The following is a 17,941-nucleotide window of genomic DNA, read 5'->3' as shown; positions in this document are numbered from 1 at the left end:
TCACATGTGTTCGCGCGGATCGGCGGAATGCTGCGGTGATGCGGAATCGGCCGGTGTGGCGGCGGATGCGGGTGCGTGGCGCCGCGGGCCCGAGGAAACCTCCGTCAGTACGGCAGCGATCACGTCGAAGGGTGACCGCTTCGCCATTTCCGATGCCAACCGGCTTGCCGCCTGCCGGAAGGTGCCGGATTCGAAGATCTTGTCGACCGCCGTCGCGATCGCTGCGGGCCGCGGCCATGCTGTGCCGAGATCGATGCCTGCTCCGGTGTATGCCACACGGGCCGCGGTCTCCGGTTTGTCGGCGGTATCGCCCGCGACGATCAATGGCACGCCGTAGCTCAGTGCTCGGTTCACGCCACCGTAGCCACCATTGGTGATCATCACGTCGACGCGGGACAAGAGCTGTGCATAGGGAATGAACTCGGTGACATACGCGTTCGCGGGCAGCGACCCGACGGGTGCGCGCGAGCCACCGGTGCACGCGACGACCACTACCTCGCAGCGGTGGCTCAGCGCGGATAAGGCCGGGCGGAGCAATTGATCGAAACACCGGTTGTCCCATGTGCCCTGTGTGACATGAACGATCTTTTTCGCGCCCTCCAGGTCGGGCCACCAACTCGGCAAGTCGACATTTTCGGAGGCAGGGTTCGAAATCGGCCCGGTGAAGACAACCGAGGGCGGCAGATCGCTGCGCGGATATTCGAATCCGGGCACAGTGAACTGCAGGATTCGATCGGCGAGCAGGGGCCAGTCCAGCAGGAATACCGGTGCGGGCCCGATGTCGAGCGCACGCAGAATCGAGTTCAGCCCGGCCTGGTCACCACGAAACAAGACCTGCTGCACGAACCGGTTCATAGCCGTGTAATCACGACCCGCACGCGGCTGCCAGCCGATCCCGAACGGCGCACAGTCCGCGCTGGACAGCATCAACGGAACGACGCCGCAGACGATCACCGGCGGCCGTTTCCGCCGCGACAGCAACAGCGGAATGGCCCCGGTGAACATCACATCGACGAGAACGGCGTCGTATTCCGTTCCATCCAGTTCGGTGACCAGTGCGCGGTACTGCGCCGAGATCGGGGCGAGGAAAGCCGACCGCAGTTCCGCTCGGCCGGTTCGCCACCGCCGGACCAGATCCGACGATCGGCCCCGTGGCGGCGCGGCCCGCGCCGTCTCCGCGTCTCGCGGCAACACCGCGAATTCGACGTCCTGCGCTCGGGTGGATGCGCCGAACGCCTTTCCGGCGACCAAGCGCACCTGATCACCACGCCGCCGCAGGTCGGCCGCGACGGCTTGCATGGGCGCCACATGCCCGGGTATGGGACTCGCTGCCAACAGGTATCGAGCCATGCCGAGAGTCCTCGCTGATCTCTTGACGCGTCGCAATGAATCGAACGTGCTCGCCGTACGAAGTCGTTTGTTCGATATCGCCGACTCCCGCACCGTGAATGCTCACGGCGGAACAATTGGATGCCTGACGCGCATGAAAAGATCCTGTGCGCACCGAGTACGCGTCCACCCTGATTGTCTCAAATATCGGCAGTTCATCGGGCTGGAACGCGCCGAAGATACACCCCGCGTTTCACTCGCGCCGAGCGGACCTCGCGGCCTGTGCTGCTTCCTTTTCCGCCGCGCCGAGCTTGCGGGTATCACGCGGCTCGGCGAAAGGTTCGACGTCCTCCGGCAAGCCCTGAGCGATGGCTTTGCCGTGATCGAGCTCGGCGTTGATCTCGGCGCCCAGCAACAGCGCGATGTTGCTCAGCCACAACCACACGAGAAAGATCACGACACCCGCCAGCGACCCGTACGTCTTGTCGTAGGAGGAGAAGTTGGCGATATAGACGGCGAACAACACCGAGACGATCAGCCAGATGAGGACTGCGACAACGCCGCCAGGGCTGATCCATTTCACCCCGCCCTGTCGGGCGTTCGGGCTGGCCCAGAACAGGATGGCCAGCAGCACCGACAGCAGGACGAACAACACCGGCCACTTCACGATGTTCCAGATCGTCACTGCGGTGTTCCCGACACCCAGGAAGTCGCCGATCTGCTGGGCGACCGGACCGCTCGCCACGACTATGGCCGTGCTGATCACCAGGAGGATCACCGCGACGATGGTGACGCCGAGCCGGATCGGCGTGGTCTTCCAGATGGGGCGCCCCTCCCCGATGCCGTACACCACGTTCGATGCGCGCATGAACGCGGCGACATAGCCCGACGCCGACCACAACGCAACGGCGAGACCGAGTATCGCCCCGAGGCCCGCGCCTTGCTTGTTGGCCTGAGCCTGGGTGATGAGTGTGTGCACGAAGTCGGCGCTCGAGCCCGGCGCGATCTGCTGCGCCTGCCTCACGAGCTCGTCGGCGGCGTTGGGCCCCAGCAGCCCGAGCAGCGACACCAGGACGATAAGGCCCGGCACGATAGCCAACACCGCGTAGTAGGTGAGTGCGGCGGCCAAGTCGGTCAGGTTGTCGCGCTGGAATTCGGAGGCCGCGCGTTTGACGACCGCGAGCAACGACGGTTTCGACAGTTCGGCCGGGCTGCTCGGCTCGTTCGAGTCGAGATCCGGCCGGGCTCCGGTATCGGTCGCCCGACCTCGCGCCTGGACGTGATCCTGCGTACTCGCCGGATCTTCGGCGCTGCTCTCGTACCGGTTCAGTCCGCCGCGATCTGTCGCCATCTCGTTTCGCCTCGCTCGAACGCGTCTCTCGATCACACGCGGAATGCCAGTGCTCCGCGTTGAACGAGTTGTGCCCGGAGCGACGGTGCTCAAACGCCGGGGGCGCTGCCGAGGTCAGTCGGGATACTCGTGGATGGTCAGCAGGAGATGGTCCAGCTGGGTACGTAGCTGGACAGGGCCACCACCGCCCGCCGCCGCCACGGTGACCAGTTTGGTCGCCAGCACCCGCAGTTTGGTGTTGGTTTCCTGCGACCGCCACCGCAAGACCTGAAAAGCTTGCTCGGCGGTCAGCCCGTAGGCGAGCATCAGCATTCCCTTGGCCTGTTCGATCGCCGCGCGGGCCTCGACCACTTCCGGCAGCGTTTCATCGATGGCTTCGCGTCGCTGCTGGTCGACGGTGGCGGTCAGATCGATGAAATAACCGGAGGTGCCCACGACCGCACCGGTGGCGTCGAAGATATGGTCGGCGACCACCAGCACGTGGCGGAGGCGGCCCGCCGTGTCGATGATGCGGTGGCGGCTGCAGAACGCACCGTGATCGCGCACCGCGATGGCCAAAGCGTCGGCCACCGCGGCGCGGTCGGCGGGGTGCTTGTGCGACAGCACCAGTTCGGTGGTCGGATGCACCTGACCAGGGACGTAGCCGTACAACTCGGCGACCTCGTCGGACCATTCCCAACGCTGATCGTCGAACCAGAACCGGAAACTGCCGACCCGGTCACGGCCCTCCGCTTCCGGCCCGGCGCTGTCCGGCCCGGCCGCGGCGTCCGGCCCACTGGCATCACTCATCTGTCCCATCATGCTCCCTGCCGCCGCCACTTAGGAGCACATTCACCGCGCCCACGGACCTGGCTCCGCGAGCAGGCCGGCGTCCCGCCGAACCGGGCGGGCTCGCACCGACGGCGACGCCTGCATGAAGGCCCTCCCGGGTGCAGCGCCGTACGTCGCCGTGGAGCCGGGTGCGTAGAGCTGCTAGCAGTTGCTCGACGAGTCCTGGCCAGGTCCCACTTGGATGCCCACCACGCAGGTGTCGTCGTCGGTGTCGGCATCGCTACCGTCGAGCAACTCGTCGAGACGGTCGTCCAAGCTACCGGTGAGCTGTGCCGACGTCGCGAGCAGCCGTTCCACACACTCGTCGAGCAGCCGATCCCGGCGCTCGATCAGCCCGTCGGTGTAGAGCAGGAGTGTGTCGTCGGGTTCCAGTTGGAGTTCGGCTTCCTCGAACGTCGTTTCCGCGACAGCGCCGAGGAGCATCCCCGCCAGCATGGGCAGGCTGGACGCTTGGCCGTCGCGTATCAGCACCGGGGGTAGATGGCCCGCCCGGGCCCAGCGCAGCACCCGGGTGTGCGGGTCGTAGAGCCCGCAGATGGCGGTGGCGAAGATGTTGTCGGTCAGGTGGTGGGCCACCTGGTTCAGCCAGGTCAGCATCTGACCCGGTCCTGCGCCCGTGGCGGCGAGGCCGCGCAGGGCGTTGCGTAGCACGACCATGCCGGTGGCCGCCTTGATGCCGTGGCCGGTGATGTCGCCGACGGACACCATGATCTGCTTGGAAGGCAGCACGACCGCGTCGTACCAGTCGCCGCCGACGGTGTGGTCCTGCTCGGCGGGTCGGTATCGCACCGCGATGCGCAGCCCGAACGCCTCGATGGACGGCTGCGCGTCCGGCATGATCGCCTGCTGGAGCTGCCGCGCCAGCAGGCTCTGTTCGGCGGCGTGCTGCTCGGTGTGCGCGAGCCGGTCGCGCGTCGCCGACAGCGCGACCTCGGTCCAGTGCTGGGCGGAGATGTCCTGATAGGCGCCGCGGATGACGGCAAGGTGCCCCGCCTCCAGGACCGGTTCGGCGACGATCCGGATGTGCCGGGTCACGCCGTCCGGCCGGATCAGGCGGAACGCGGTGGAGGCCGAGCGGCGGTAGCGCAGCAGAGTCCGCAGGAACCGCCCCACCGCATCGGCGTCGTCGGCGTGGACGTGCCCGGGCAACTGCGCGAGCGGAATCGGGGTCGCGGTCGGGGCCAGCCCGTAGAGAGCGAAAAGCTGGCTGCTCCAGGTGATCTCGCCGGTGGCCGCGTTCTCCTCGAACCCACCGACCCGGCCCAGGCGCTGCGCGTGCTGCAACAGCGTCGCCAGCCGCGCCGTCTCGTCCTCCACCCTCCATACCACGAGCACGGTATCGCCATGGCGGCTGATGCTGAGCGCGGTCGAGACGGTCAGCGGCACCTGGTCGACCAGCTCGGTCAGCATCACTCGGTCGGAGCGATAGGTCTCGCCGGTGGCGAAGACGTGCTCGATCCGCCCGAACAGCTGCCCCTCACCCGCGGCCAGCGGGTACGCCTCGAGCAGCAGCGCGCCGTTGACCAGGCCGCGGGGACGGCCTGCCGGGTCGACGAAGCAACTGTTGACGTGGTGGATGCAGAAGTCGACGAGCGCGCCGTCGTCGTCGTGGTGGGGCAGCAGCACGAGCGCCGGGTCGAAAAGGCCGTCCGCGAGCCGTACGAGTTCCGCGACGTCGGGCCGGACCGGTGCGCGCACAGGGGCCAGGTCCGACTCCAGGGTGTGCGCGCACAACTCGGCCAGCGCCTCCAACTGCCGGTGCACCTGCGGCGGCTGCGGCTCGAGCGGCTGCGGCCAGCACACCTCGAGCACGCCGAGCAGCTTGCCCCCAGCTGCCGCCGGGATCGCCGCGCGGCCACCGTCGCGGTCACCGATCGACGGCAGGCCGGACCGGCCCAGGTCTTCGATCCACACCGCGTTGCGCTCCACCAGTGCCTGCCGTGCCGGGGTGGCCACGCCGGGCGGCACATACCGCCATCGCTCGGCTTCGTGCGGGACGATGCCGGCGAAACCCGCCAGGGTCAGCGACGCGTCTGCTCCCGCGGACCAGATCGCCACTGCCGTGGCGCCCAGCGGCGTCACGGCGTGCTCCAGCACCGACTCCGCCACGCGTTGCGTGTCGCCGGCGGCGAGCAGCCCGCTCTCGGCGGTGCGCAACCGCACAGCCGCCGATGGCTCCTCCGGCGTGGCGGTACGCAGCAGGAACTCCCCCACCACCGCGCTGACCTTGTCCTGCGCCGCCTGGTTGACCAGGTCGGCGGCCAACTCCAGGGGAGTGATGCCCGCTTGCTCGGCGAGGGCCTCGAGCTGCCGCACCGCCTGCGCGGGCCCGCAGCGCAGCCGTTCGACCAGTACGCCCTTGGCCATCTCGATCAGCGCGCGTCCGTCGGCGGTCGCCTGAGCCTGCTGGATCTGCTGGCGCAACCGCTCCACGGTGGCCGCGAGGCGGTGGACGGTGGCCCCCGCGCCCGGGGGCTCGTTCGGTGTCGTCTCGGTCTCTGTGCCGGGGCTTTCCAGGTCGGTCATCAGACACCCAGCCAGTGCTGGATGCACGCGATCAGCGCGTCCGCGTCGACCGGCTTGGTGACGTAGTCGTTGGCGCCTGCGGCGAGACTCTTCTCGCGGTCGCCCAGCATCGCCTTGGCCGTCACGGCGATGATCGGCAGGTTCTCGTACTGCGGCATCTCGCGGATCTTGGCCGTCGCGGTATAACCGTCCATCTCGGGCATCATCACGTCCATCAGGAGCAGGTCCGTCTCCGGGTGAGCGAGCAGCTTGTCGATGCCCTCGCGCCCGTCCTCCGCGTGCAGCACGCTCATGCCGTGCAGTTCGAGGATGCTGCTGAGCGCGAAGAGGTTACGGGCGTCGTCATCGATGATGAGCACCGTGCGGCCTGCGAGCTTGCCGTCGGGATGGTGCGGCGCGGCGGCCGGTGCGTCCTCGCGACGTACCAGGGGCACCATGTCGCCGGGCGCCTCGGCGGTGACGTGCAGAACGATCCGTTCCCGCAGATCGTCCAGGCTGGACAGCAACTCCAACGGCTGGCGTGTGGCGCGATGTTGCAGCACGCGTTCCTGCTCGGCGTCGAGCCTGCGGTTGTGGACGAGGACCGGCACGCCGCTCAACGCGGCGTCTCCGTCCATCGTCTCCAGGAATCGCAGCGCGGCGCCGTCGGGCATGTCCATCTCGAGCACCACGCAGTGGAACGCTTCGGCAGCCAGCGCCGCCGCCGCCTCTTCCACCCCGACCGTCGTGACGACCTGGACCGGACCGCGTGGGTCGTTGCTGTCCGCCAGTTCGGCGACGGCGCTCTGCGCGACCAGCGACAGCAGGCCTTGCGGGCGTTCCTCCACGACCAGCAATCGGCGGTGCTGCTGGGGCGTGGCGGGAGCCGGAATCTGCGCCGGGCGGCTGTCGGGCTGCTGTGCGTCGTCCTCCCGCTCACGGGGCGGCGCGTCCTGGAAGTCCGGCCGGGCGACCGGGAGATACAGCGTGAACGTGCTGCCCTGGCCGAGCGTGCTTTCGGCGCTGATGGCGCCGCCGAGCAGGTAGGCGATCTCCCGGCTGATCGACAGGCCGAGGCCGGTGCCGCCGTACTTGCGGCTGGTCGTGCCGTCGGCCTGCTGGAACGCGCCGAAGATCGACTCCAGTTGGTGTTCGGCGATGCCGATACCGGTGTCGATCACCCGGAACGCGACGGCGGCGCCGTGCTGGCGCACGGCGGCGGGCAGCTCGCTCGCCTCCGCGGGCTCGATCCGCAGCTGCACCGACCCGGTCTCGGTGAACTTCACCGCGTTGGACAGCAGATTGCGCAGCACCTGACGCAGCCGGGAGTCGTCGGTGAGCAGGTCCAACGGCAGGCCGGGCGAAGTCGTGACGCGGAAGCGCAGACTCTTCTGGGTGGTCATCGGCCGGAAGGTGGCCTCGACGTAGTCCAGCAGCTGACGCAACGACACGCGCTCGGGCGTGAGGTCCATCTTGCCCGCCTCCACCTTGGACAGATCGAGGATGTCGTTGATCAGCTGCAACAGGTCCGAGCCCGCCGAGTGGATGATGCCCGCGTACTCGACCTGCTTGGGCGTGAGGTTGCGACTCGGGTTCTGGGCCAGCAATTGCGCGAGGATCAGCAGACTGTTCAGCGGGGTGCGCAGTTCGTGGCTCATATTGGCCAGGAACTCCGACTTGTACTTCGAAGCGAGCGCGAGCTGCTGGGCGCGGGTCTCCAGTTCCTGCCTGGCCTGCTCGATCTGGAGGTTCTTGGCTTCGATGTCGCGGTTCTGCATGGCCAGCAGAGCCGCCTTGTCCTCGAGCTCGGCGTTGGATCGCTGCAGCTCTTCCTGCTGCACCTGCAACTCCTCGGAACGGGCTTGCAGTTCGGTGGTCAGGCGCTGGGACTCGACCAGCAGCTCGTCGGTGCGGGCGTTGGCGATGATGGTGTTGACGTTGACGCCCACCGTCTCCATCAGCTGGTCGAGGAAGTCCCGGTGGATGCGGGTGAAGCGGTGCAGCGTAGCCAGCTCGATCACACCGAGGACCTGATCCTCCACCACGATCGGCAGCATCAGCAGGTTGAGCGGCGCGATCTGTCCCAGTCCGGAGGAGATGGTGACGTAGTCGCCGGGCACGTTCTCCACGGCGATCGTGCGGCGACTGCGGGCGGCCTGGCCTACCAGGGACTGGCCGAAGGCGAACCGCGTCGGGCTGCCCGGTTCCTCCGGACTGCCGTAGGAGCTGATCAGCCGCAGCTCCGGCTGCTCGTCGCTGTCGTCGGCAAGGTAGAACGCACCGAACTGCGCGGAGACCAACGGCGCCAGCTCGTCCATGATCAATCCGGCCACCACATGCAGGTCGCGCTGTCCCTGCATGAGACCGGAGATGCGGGCCAGGTTGGTCTTCAACCAGTCCTGATCCTGGTTGGCCATGGTGGTCTCACGCAGGGACTCCACCATCGCGTTGATGTTGTCCTTCAGCTCCGCGACCTCGCCGGAGGCCTCCACGGTGATGGAGCGGGTCAGGTCGCCCTCGGCCACGGCGCTGGTGACCGCGGCGATGGCGCGGACCTGGCGGGTCAGGTTGCCCGCCAGCCCGTTGACGTTCTCGGTCAGCCGCTTCCACGTGCCCGAGACTCCCTCGACCTCGGCCTGCCCGCCCAGCCGGCCCTCCGACCCCACCTCGCGGGCGACGCGGGTCACCTCGGCCGCGAACGCGGAAAGCTGGTCGACCATCGTGTTGATCGTGGTCTTCAACTCGAGGATCTCGCCGCGAGCGTCCACGTCGATCTTGCGGGTCAGATCGCCCTGCGCCACCGCGGTGGTGACCTGGGCGATGTTGCGGACCTGGTTGGTCAGGTTGTTCGCCATCGAGTTGACGTTGTCGGTCAGGTCCTTCCAGGTGCCCGCCACGTTCGGTACCCGCGCCTGACCGCCGAGCATGCCCTCGGTGCCGACCTCCCGGGCGACACGGGTGACCTCGTCGGCGAAGGCGGACAGCGTGTCGACCATCGTGTTGATCACACCGGCGAGCGCCGCGACCTCGCCCTTCGCCTCCACGGTGATCTTCTGGCTCAGATCGCCGCGCGCCACCGCCGTGGCGACCTGAGCGATCGAGCGCACCTGGCCGGTCAGGTTGGAGGCCATGACATTGACGTTGTCGGTCAGGTCCTTCCAGGTGCCCGACACACCCCGCACCGTCGCCTGGCCGCCGAGGTTGCCCTCGGTGCCGACCTCTCGGGCGACGCGGGTGACCTCGTCGGCGAAGGCCGAGAGCTGATCGACCATCGTGTTGATGGTCTCCTTGAGCTCCAAGATCTCACCGCGCGCGTCCACCCGGATCTTCTGGCTCAGGTCGCCGCGGGCGACCGCGGTCGTGACCTGCGCGATCGAACGCACCTGCGCGGTGAGGTTGTCGGCCATCACGTTGACCGACTCGGTGAGGTCCTTCCAGGTGCCGGAGACGCCCTTGACGTCCGCCTGACCGCCCAGCCGGCCCTCGGTGCCCACTTCGCGGGCGACGCGGGTGACCTCGTCGGCGAACGCCGAGAGCTGATCGACCATCGTGTTGATGGTGTTCTTCAACTCCAGGATCTCGCCCCGCGCGTCCACCCTGATCTTCTGGGACAGATCACCCTGGGCCACCGCGGTGGCGACCTGAGCGATCGAACGCACCTGCGCTGTCAGATTGCCCGCCATGAAATTGACCGAGTCGGTGAGGTCGCGCCAGGTACCGGATACGCCCTTGACATCCGCCTGACCACCGAGGATGCCCTCCGTGCCCACCTCGCGCGACACCCGGGTGACCTCGTCGGCGAAGGACGACAGCTGGTCGACCATCGTGTTGATGGTGTTCTTCAACTCCAGGATCTCGCCGCGGGCGCTCACCGTGATCTTCTGGCTCAAATCGCCCCGGGCCACCGCGGTCGTCACCTGGGCGATGTTGCGGACCTGGTCGGTCAGGTTGCCCGCCATGAAGTTCACCGAGGCGGTGAGATCGCGCCACACGCCGCCGACGCCGGGCACCTCCGCCTGACCGCCCAGCCGGCCCTCCGAACCCACTTCGCGCGCCACGCGGGTGACCTCGTCCGCGAACGCGGACAGTTGGTCCACCATCGTGTTGACGGTGTCCTTCAACTCCAGGATCTCACCGCGCGCGTCCACGTCGATCTTCTGGGAGAGGTCGCCGCGCGCCACGGCCGTCGCGACCTGGGCGATGTCGCGCACCTGGCTGGTCAGGTTGCCCGCCATCGCGTTCACCGAGTCGGTGAGGTCCTTCCAGGTGCCGGACACGCCGGGCACCTCGGCTTGACCACCCAGCCGCCCGTCCGTACCGACCTCGCGCGCGACGCGGGTGACCTCGGAGGTGAACAGCGACAGCTGGTCCACCATGCCGTTGAACACCGTCGCGATCTCACCGAGCAGCCCGTCGGCGTCCGTCGGTAGCCGGGTGCCGAAATCACCGTCGCGCACCGCCGTCAACCCGGCCAGCAGTTGGCGCAACTCGACCTGGCCCGCGGCCGTCACTGCCTGCTCGGTTCCGATGCGGGCAGCTGCCGCCGTATCCGTCATGCTCATCCTCGTTCTGCCCCACCCGATTCGGACGCGACACCGCGTACGACGGGTCGCTGACCATCGGTGCTGTGCTGGCTGCTGAACACGGAGACACCGGCGACTACATCTGTTGAAAGTATCATTGACGAGGCCCACCGCTCGGCATCCGGTTTTCGCCTGACCGACTTCGGCCTCGGCTGACCACGGCCCCGACAAAGACCGGTCGGCATCGAGGGTCGATGTTCCCGGCCACGCCGTTCTCGTCAGGAATGCGCCCGAGAGATGCCGATGCAGGTGCCCAGTGAGCGGTTGAGGGCCGCCACGATCGTCGCGACAGCGTCTTCGTCGGGTACGGCTCTGCCCTGAAGCCTCTGCCCCGCCGCATCGACGAAGATGCATATGGCGGCGCCGGTGATCCCACTGTCTGTTGTGCTCAGTGGGAAGGCGCGGTAACCGCTATCCCAGCTCATTCGGGGTGGGCGGCGGTGTCGGCGCGCTGGTCGAGGGTGTGCTGGAGTTCGGTGTTGCGGCGTCGAGCCTCGGCGAGTTGATCTTCGAGGATGACGATGCGGGCGGCTGCTTCGAGGGTGTTGCCGTCGTCGACGAGCTGGCGGACGCGGGCGGCGAGGCGCAATTGGTGGCGGGAGTAGCGGCGGTGCCCGCCTTCGGAGCGCTGTGGCGTCAGTAACTCGGCGGCGTCGAGGCCGCGCAGGAAGGCCGGGGTGACGCCGAGGATTTCCGCTGCCCGGCCCATGCTGTAAGCGGGGTAGTCGTCGTCAGCGAGCCGGTCCGCGGCACTGGAGCCGCTGGTCGGGTTCGTGTTCGGTTGGTCCACAACACCTCTCGGGGTCAACGCCGTCAGGCCCCGGCGCACTGTGCGCCGGGGCCCGAGATCTTTCGAAGGGGGTTTGATTTCAAATCCATCCGCCGACCGACAGGGTCGGCGTTTGCCACCGCGCCCGATACTTCCCGGGCACGCAGCGAGTAGGTAACGGTTTCAGCGACCACCTCCCGGGTTGACGGACCTGTCTGCGGTATTTCGTCATCCCCTCCGGCGGTCCGGCCGACTGCACCGGATTCTCTTCTCCGCCGGAGGGGATGGTGGATGTTGCATTCCGGGCAGTTCACCTGCCCGGCCACTGGACTCTTCATCTCCAACGACAGCGACTGTATACCGCGTCTCGAAAAATGTCTACAACCATCAGTGCAGATTTTTTCGTCCGGCGCATGGTGTTTACATCACGGCGGATGCCGGGTAGGCGTGGGGTGTGACTACCGCAGAGCCCACGCCGCCAGACGATGTCGAACGGTTCGCGTTCGAGGCCACCCGCGCGGTGATCGAGCAGGCCAAAGGCATCGTGATGCTGTTGTACGGAATCGGCGACGAGCGAGCGTTCGCGTTGATGCGGTCCTGCTCGCAGAACACCAACGTGCGCGTGCGCGACTTGGCCCAGCGGATCGTCACCGAACTCCCGGGCTCGGGTGGTCAGCGCACGGTAGGGCAACTGCGCGCCGAATTGGACCGGATCATGCTCGGACCGCTGCCCCCGCGCGACTCCAGCTCGACCACACCGCTGGGACCCACCCGCGATGCTCGGTGAACCACACCGGGTCGCCCCACGGTGAGGCCGCGGACACTTTGAGGGCACGGCGGTGCCTAGATCTGGCGTGTCGGCGGTGCGGTGTATTCGAGCCGCGATAGTCCGCCACCACGTGAGGCAGCCCCCAACCGGCGACAGCCTCCGCTTGTGCGCGCGGGCGCGCCTGCGCCGAGAGTTACAGGCGCTGAGGCAGTTCGGCGGAGGATTCCACAGGGTCGATGTTCATCGGCCGAATGCTTTGAGGAAGGTTGTCACCGCGGAGTGGGTGAGGGCGCGCAGTTCCGCATCGGCGACCGGACTCGCGCCGAGGCGGAGCATACCGTCGGCGGGACCGGCGAGCAGCGCTGTGAACTGGGCAGCGGCGATGTCCGGATCATCGATGTCGAGGCGGCCCGCCAGCGACAGGCGTGCGAGCCGATCGGCAAGGGCCGCGGTAGCCCGGCGGGAAACCTCGGTGACGAGTTCGACCAGATCTGGAAATTGCGCGGCTTCCGCGCAGACCAGGCGCCGCAACGCACGCGATTCCGCGGCGCAATAGCACTGGACCAGCTGTAGCCCGACCTCCGTCAATCCGATGCCCAGATCATCACCGGGCGATGCCAGCCGCTCGACAGCGGCCAGGTTGGCGGCCAGCGCGGTCTCCGAAAGCGACTGCACCGCTTGACGAAACAAGGACTCCTTGTCGTGGAAGTGGTGGTAGACGGTGGCCTTGGCAACCTTGGCCTCGGCAGCGATGTCATCCATCCGGGCCTGCGCGTATCCCACACGGGCGAAAACGGTGAACGCCGCGGCCATGATGGCCTGCCGTTTGTCGATACGCCCCCGCGGCGGCAGCTGCCGGGACGAAGGGGGTTGCGACACGATCATCAGCCCATCGTAATCGCACGGGCAGCTATGTGAACTCGCCGGTCTACTAAATGAGACTGATTGACATAGACTGTTCAGTCTAGTTGACTGATCTCATCAGTTCGATCAGGAGGAAGATTCGTGAAGACGGTTGTGATCACCGGCGGGACCGATGGCATGGGGAAAGCGCTCGCGTCGACCTACCTGCGTCGTGGCGACCGGGTAGTCGTCATCGGCACCGACGCGTCCAAGGGACAAGCGGTCCTGAACGCCGCGGCCGAACTCGGTGCTGAGGCGCGGATCGAATTCATTCGAGCGGACTTGAGCCTGGTAGCGGAGAACCGGCGGGTGATCGAGCAGATCACGGCGACCTACCCGGTAGTCGACAGACTCGTGCTCGGCGCGCGGTATTACCGCGCCACCCGGTTCGTCACTTCCGAAGGCTTCGAAGCGAATTTCGCCTTGTTCTACTTGAGCAGGTACCTGTTCGGACACGGCCTCGTGACACAGATGGCGACGGCCGGCTCACCAGTGATTCTCGACCTGGCAGGCCCCGGCGGCGACCTCACCGGAATTCGTTGGGACGATTTGCAGTTCGCCGGCGCCTACGATCCCGACGCGGTCATGAGGCAGTGCGGGAAGTTGAGTGATCTCTTGGCGGTCGGTTTCACTCGCCGCTACCCCGACAGCCGAATCCGCTACATACTGCTCCACCCTGGGCTGACGGCGACCGGATTCACCGGGCAATACGATGCCGCCAGCGCTGAATTGGTCGCTGACATGCGAAAGCGCGGGCAACCGGTGGAAGCCGCTCTCACCCGGATCCTCCGCCACCTCGATCACCCGCCGACCGCGCCACTGAGCGCATTCATGCAGGACGATCCCATCGACGTCCACGGCGAACCATTCGATCCCGAAGCCGCCGACCGCCTGTCCCGACTGACCGCGACCCTGCTGAACGCGGCAACCATCAGCGGTACATGAGCACAGCGAGGGCTGTCCGATCTCCGGTGTCGGCTGGGCCGAGCGCGGTCCGCGTGTCGAAAGGCGAGCGGCAGCACGAATGAACTGCGACATGAGCAGCGGCCTAGACAGCCAGTGGCGGCGGCGTCGGAGCGGGCCGGTCAGGTGGTTCGTAGCTCCGCCATGCCTCGGCCAAGCGTCGCGCGGCCTCGCGCAAGGAGCCGGGATCGGCGACGAAGCTGATCCGGACGTAGTCGATGCTGCCGCCGGAGGCGTCGAGACCGGCGCCGGGCAGGATCGCGACACCGTGCCGCAAGGCGCGCTGGGCGAACGAGGTGCCGTCCCCGTAGGGCAGGCGGATCCAGAGTGTCTGACCGCCGGACACCGTGGGAACCTCCCATCCCGGTAGTCGCTCGGTCAGCTCGGTCACCAGGACATCATGACTGTCCCTGCGCTGCTGCGCGATTCGCTCGCGCAGCGTGTGCAGGTCGCGAAGCAGCCAGGCGGCGGCCAATTGAGCCGGGATGTTGCCGCCGAGATCGTGCACGGCGCGCACCCGGGCCAACCGGGCGATCACAGGACTCGGTGCCCGCACCCAGCCGACGCGCAGTCCGCCCCAGACGATCTTGCTGAGCGAACCGATGGATATCACGGACTCGTCGTAGGCTGCCAACGGCGGGGGCGGCGGATCGGTGCCCGGGAATCCGAGGTCGGTCAGCACCTCGTCGTCGATCAGCGGCACCCCGGCCGTTCTCGCCGACTCGACCAGCGTCCGCCGGGCCAGCGCGGGAAGAACCGCGCCCGTGGGGTTCTGGTAGGTCGCTACGACGTAGGCGAGCGCCGCAGGGGTCACCGCACCGAGGCCCGGCGGAGCTGTCCGCGTTATCGCCGCCACCTCCCGGAACGCCTCCAGCGCACCGGGATAGGTGGGCGCCTCCACCAGTACGCGGTCGCCGGGCCGCAGCAGAGCGCGGGCGAGCAATGACAGTGCGTGCTGTCCCCCACCGGTGACGAGAATCTGCTCCGGATCGGTCGGCACGCCACGTTCTCGGTATCGCTCGGCGACTGCCCTGCGCAACAGCGGATGCCCGGTCGGCCGATACCCGATGTCGCCGTCGGCCGCAGCGAGTTCGGGGAGGATCTGCTGATACGCGAGTATCACCTCGGGCGGCGGTGTCGTAGGGGCCGCGCAGGCGAGCGCGATGACATCGCCGTCCGGTTCGAGCAGCTGCAAGAAGGCCGGAGAATGGGTGGTCTCCCGGGCCGGGAGCGCCGCGGGCCCCGCGACCCGGGTGCCGCTCCCCTGCCTGCGCACCACTCGCCCCTCCGCGCTGAGCAGGTCGTAGGCCGTCACGACCGTACTGCGGCCCACCGCAAGTGCTTTCGCCAGCGTGCGGTCGGGCGGCAATCGCGTGCCCGACCGCAGCTCGCCGTCATCGATCAAGGTCCGCAATCGCCCGGCCAACAACAGATACAACGGCCCTCGGCCGGCGGACCAGCGACCGAGACGGTCGGCGAGTTCGATTGGCTCCATAAGCAAACCATTCTGCCCCGATTGGCTCTAGGGTCCAGCCCCAGCCGTCGCCAGGATGAAGCCGTGAGCAAGATTTCGATCACCGATGTCATCGACGACCTGACCGGACCGTGGCAGCCGCGGGACCTGGCCACGGCGAACGACGCCGTGGTACGCATCGCCCGCTTCCACGGTGCGTTCCCCTGGCATCATCACGACGAGGACGAGCTGTTCCTGTGCTGGAGCGGTACCTTCCGCATCGAATTGCAGGACCGCGAACCGGTGACGCTCGGTCCCGGCGATATCTTCGTCGTTCCGCGCGGAGTCGAGCATCGGCCGGTGGCAGAGCAACCGGCTCACGGGCTCATGATCGAGCGACCTGAGACGAAACAGTACGGCAACTGAACACGGCAGGTTCGGCCGATGCAAGCCGGTCGGCCGCGGCTCGTCAGCGGCGGCTTTCTCGATTGAGATCGCGATGGCGGGGTAGTTGTCACCTACGTGCGGTGTGCATCCGCCCGACTCCGGGTGACCGCTGACGACGGAGGTAGCGACATGGCCGACCATCGCGAGACGGTAGCCGGCAGCGTGCCGGCGGAGGTGTTGTCGCGCACGGACTTCGCCGATCGAGTGTTGCGTGCCGCCGCGACACCGGAGCGAATCGCCGACGTTGTCGCGCAGATCGTGGGTGAGAGGATCGAGATCGGCCCGATACCGGTGGCGTTGAACGGACTCGTCCACGCCACCGCCATCGGCGAAACCGGACCCGTGCACGCCACGCGATGCGATTCGGGCGCCTGGGATATGACGATCGCGGTACCGATCCTGCTGCGCCTGCGCGTCCGCCTGCCGGGACGGACGCTGCGATACATCGGCGCGGCCCGGGTACTGATCCGGCTCGCGTTGATCCCCCGCGAACCGTGCGGACTGTTCATACGCACCGACGATGTCCGCGCCGAGGACCTCACCGTGAGGATGCGCGCCCGCGACCTCACTTCCCGCGTCGTCGGAGGCGTCGGGCGGGTCGACTCCATGGTGGCCGAGTACATCCTGCGCTACATCGATGACCTGTTCGCGGGCCCCGAGTTCAGCGACGTACGAGATATCGATATCGCCCACATCATCGAGCGAGCGTGGGACGCGGGTCTCGTACTCGATTTCCGCGACCGCGCCGCGAGCTGATCGGTCGATACTCAGCGGTTCACCCGAGGGAGCCACTAATGACCCGACCCGACAACATCTCCGCCGATGACACTGCCGAGGATGCCCGAGAAGAGAGCATCCTCGGCGTCCGGTCCGCCGAGCGGTCCGGCAATGCCCCTCGCAACCTGGCAGGCCCTGGACCGCACGCCGACCAGGACGAAGACCCGGACACATAGCTCCGAATCGAGTAGCCCACTACTCTGTCGCGGCGCCGGTCACCCGGAGACGCTGGGTTCGAGCACCAGCCAGCGTGAACCCAGGTCGGAACAGGATCGGTGCAGCCGATGGATACCGAGAGGAAACCCCAGCCCGAGAGCATCTCGGACCCCGAGACGGAAGATTCGGCCACGCCGCCGGGTGAAGCCACGGCACGGGCGGCCGCGTCGGCGGCGAACCTGGAACGAGACGTGCGGGCCGTGACCCGCAGTAGCCGCTACGCCCTGATCACCGCGTTGTGCGTGGCGATACTGTCCAGCGGGGTCTCGGCGGGATCGGCGATCTATGTCAGCAAAAGCCAGCTGGAGAGAAGAGAACACGCCGAGGCCGCCCAAGTGGTGCGTGACAACCGGCAGACGGTCTACACCGAGCTCGCTGCCACGCTCATGGCGTACGTCGAGGAACTCGGCGGCCTGAAGGGTGAATTGACCCAGAACCCGCCCGACCGTGCGGAAGTCCGTGCGCAAGTACTCGAACTCCTGGACAAGGGACAGCTGATCTGGCGAACGTTGACCACTGTCCTCCTGGTCGGGAACCTTGCGTTCGTGCCCGCGCTGGAAAGCTTCACCTACGAGTACTACGTGCCCTTCACGAAGGATCACCTCAGTCCATTCCTCGCGCGCGGCGGGGCCGCGGAGACCGATGAGGGCCTGCGTCAGAGCGGCCCGCCGCTGCTCGCCGAGGTCGACCGGATGATCGCCGGGATCACGGACTTCCTGACGTCCTTCCTCGACCAGGCCCGAGAGGACCTGGGAATCGGCTGACCCGCAGACGCGCTGTCGAGAAGCGGACGACTACACCGCCCTGCCTGGAGCTGAGCACATCGTTCGCCCGCGCACGATCAGAAGAACGGCATCCGCAGGCGGTGAACCGGCATCGCCGCCGTCCGAGTCACCGTCCGCGTGAATTACCTGTGCGGGTGGGTCGTTCGCCTCCGCGACCGTAGTCATGGCGGAGATCGGTGGAGGTACCCAATTCGCCGAAATGGTTACCGCTCGGAGCGGCTCGTTCACGCCGCGGGCAGTGCGTCGCGGTCGGACAGCAG

At 67.4% G+C, this 17,941-nt stretch carries 14 protein-coding genes; 6 read left to right on the top strand and 8 right to left on the bottom strand.

Annotated features, from left to right (window positions below; all coding sequences use genetic code 11):
* The 6 genes from K8O92_20140 to K8O92_20115 all read right to left on the bottom strand — a co-directional run bounded on the left by K8O92_20140 (position 1) and on the right by K8O92_20115 (position 11,308).
* The gene (locus K8O92_20140) at positions 1 to 1,350 is read right to left on the bottom strand and encodes a glycosyltransferase (GenBank protein ID UAK30248.1); all 1,350 of its coding nucleotides are present in this window, start codon (positions 1,348 to 1,350) and stop codon (positions 1 to 3) included.
* 232 nt (positions 1,351 to 1,582) lie between these two features.
* Entirely contained in the window at positions 1,583 to 2,680 is a 1,098-nt protein-coding gene (locus K8O92_20135; protein ID UAK30247.1) for a YihY/virulence factor BrkB family protein, read from the bottom strand.
* A 114-nt stretch (positions 2,681 to 2,794) separates the two neighbouring features.
* Positions 2,795 to 3,469 carry a PAS and ANTAR domain-containing protein gene (locus tag K8O92_20130; GenBank protein ID UAK30246.1) on the bottom strand — a complete coding sequence of 225 codons (675 nt, stop codon included), beginning with the start codon at positions 3,467 to 3,469 and terminating at the stop codon, positions 2,795 to 2,797.
* Between the two features lie 183 nt (positions 3,470 to 3,652).
* A complete protein-coding gene (locus K8O92_20125; GenBank protein UAK30245.1) occupies positions 3,653 to 6,037 on the bottom strand; it encodes a SpoIIE family protein phosphatase in 2,385 nt (794 codons plus the stop codon).
* Positions 6,037 to 10,572 (bottom strand): HAMP domain-containing protein, encoded by a 4,536-nt coding sequence (locus tag K8O92_20120; GenBank protein ID UAK30244.1) that lies wholly within the window; start codon positions 10,570 to 10,572, stop codon positions 6,037 to 6,039. The genes K8O92_20125 and K8O92_20120 overlap by 1 nt, the downstream gene beginning before the upstream one ends.
* Before the next feature lie 448 nt (positions 10,573 to 11,020).
* The gene (locus tag K8O92_20115) at positions 11,021 to 11,308 is read right to left on the bottom strand and encodes a MerR family transcriptional regulator (protein UAK35831.1); all 288 of its coding nucleotides are present in this window, start codon (positions 11,306 to 11,308) and stop codon (positions 11,021 to 11,023) included.
* 607 nt (positions 11,309 to 11,915) lie between these two features.
* Here K8O92_20115 and K8O92_20110 point away from each other — a divergent pair.
* Positions 11,916 to 12,155, top strand: a complete 240-nt coding sequence (locus tag K8O92_20110) for an ANTAR domain-containing protein (protein ID UAK35830.1) — start codon at positions 11,916 to 11,918, stop codon at positions 12,153 to 12,155.
* Between the two features lie 222 nt (positions 12,156 to 12,377).
* Here the strand turns inward: K8O92_20110 and K8O92_20105 are convergent, their stop codons facing one another.
* Positions 12,378 to 13,022, bottom strand: a complete 645-nt coding sequence (locus K8O92_20105) for a TetR/AcrR family transcriptional regulator (protein ID UAK30243.1) — start codon at positions 13,020 to 13,022, stop codon at positions 12,378 to 12,380.
* A 120-nt stretch (positions 13,023 to 13,142) separates the two neighbouring features.
* On the opposite strand from K8O92_20105, the gene K8O92_20100 reads away from it, so the two are divergent.
* Entirely contained in the window at positions 13,143 to 13,985 is an 843-nt protein-coding gene (locus tag K8O92_20100) for an SDR family NAD(P)-dependent oxidoreductase (protein UAK30242.1), read from the top strand.
* A 103-nt stretch (positions 13,986 to 14,088) separates the two neighbouring features.
* On the opposite strand, the gene K8O92_20095 is transcribed toward K8O92_20100, so the two are convergent.
* On the bottom strand, positions 14,089 to 15,498 hold the full coding sequence (locus K8O92_20095; protein UAK30241.1) for a PLP-dependent aminotransferase family protein: 1,410 nt from the start codon (positions 15,496 to 15,498) through the stop codon (positions 14,089 to 14,091).
* A 63-nt stretch (positions 15,499 to 15,561) separates the two neighbouring features.
* On the opposite strand from K8O92_20095, the gene K8O92_20090 reads away from it, so the two are divergent.
* The 4 genes from K8O92_20090 (at position 15,562) to K8O92_20075 (ending at position 17,660) form a co-directional block, all read left to right on the top strand.
* The gene (locus tag K8O92_20090; protein ID UAK30240.1) at positions 15,562 to 15,882 is read left to right on the top strand and encodes a cupin domain-containing protein; all 321 of its coding nucleotides are present in this window, start codon (positions 15,562 to 15,564) and stop codon (positions 15,880 to 15,882) included.
* Positions 15,883 to 16,032: 150 nt separating this feature from the next.
* On the top strand, positions 16,033 to 16,659 hold the full coding sequence (locus K8O92_20085; GenBank protein UAK30239.1) for a hypothetical protein: 627 nt from the start codon (positions 16,033 to 16,035) through the stop codon (positions 16,657 to 16,659).
* A gap of 38 nt (positions 16,660 to 16,697) precedes the next feature.
* Positions 16,698 to 16,856 carry a hypothetical protein gene (locus tag K8O92_20080; protein UAK30238.1) on the top strand — a complete coding sequence of 53 codons (159 nt, stop codon included), beginning with the start codon at positions 16,698 to 16,700 and terminating at the stop codon, positions 16,854 to 16,856.
* 108 nt (positions 16,857 to 16,964) lie between these two features.
* Positions 16,965 to 17,660, top strand: a complete 696-nt coding sequence (locus tag K8O92_20075) for a hypothetical protein (protein ID UAK30237.1) — start codon at positions 16,965 to 16,967, stop codon at positions 17,658 to 17,660.
* Positions 17,661 to 17,941: the final 281 nt, after the last annotated feature.

The organism is Nocardia asteroides (genome assembly GCA_019930625.1).
GTDB lineage: Bacteria > Actinomycetota > Actinomycetes > Mycobacteriales > Mycobacteriaceae > Nocardia > Nocardia sputi.
This window is presented reverse-complemented; position numbering and strand designations above follow the sequence as displayed.

Coding starts and splice junctions, on each gene's coding strand:
- K8O92_20105 (UAK30243.1), bottom strand. CDS start 13,022: ATGATCGTGTCGCAACCCCCTTCGTCCCGGCAGCTGCCGCCGCGGGGG.
- K8O92_20110 (UAK35830.1), top strand. CDS start 11,916: ATGCTGTTGTACGGAATCGGCGACGAGCGAGCGTTCGCGTTGATGCGG.
- K8O92_20075 (UAK30237.1), top strand. CDS start 16,965: ATGGATACCGAGAGGAAACCCCAGCCCGAGAGCATCTCGGACCCCGAG.
- K8O92_20125 (UAK30245.1), bottom strand. CDS start 6,037: ATGACCGACCTGGAAAGCCCCGGCACAGAGACCGAGACGACACCGAAC.
- K8O92_20135 (UAK30247.1), bottom strand. CDS start 2,680: ATGGCGACAGATCGCGGCGGACTGAACCGGTACGAGAGCAGCGCCGAA.
- K8O92_20115 (UAK35831.1), bottom strand. CDS start 11,308: ATGGGCCGGGCAGCGGAAATCCTCGGCGTCACCCCGGCCTTCCTGCGC.
- K8O92_20130 (UAK30246.1), bottom strand. CDS start 3,469: ATGAGTGATGCCAGTGGGCCGGACGCCGCGGCCGGGCCGGACAGCGCC.
- K8O92_20080 (UAK30238.1), top strand. CDS start 16,698: ATGACCCGACCCGACAACATCTCCGCCGATGACACTGCCGAGGATGCC.
- K8O92_20140 (UAK30248.1), bottom strand. CDS start 1,350: ATGGCTCGATACCTGTTGGCAGCGAGTCCCATACCCGGGCATGTGGCG.
- K8O92_20095 (UAK30241.1), bottom strand. CDS start 15,498: ATGGAGCCAATCGAACTCGCCGACCGTCTCGGTCGCTGGTCCGCCGGC.
- K8O92_20120 (UAK30244.1), bottom strand. CDS start 10,572: ATGACGGATACGGCGGCAGCTGCCCGCATCGGAACCGAGCAGGCAGTG.
- K8O92_20085 (UAK30239.1), top strand. CDS start 16,033: ATGGCCGACCATCGCGAGACGGTAGCCGGCAGCGTGCCGGCGGAGGTG.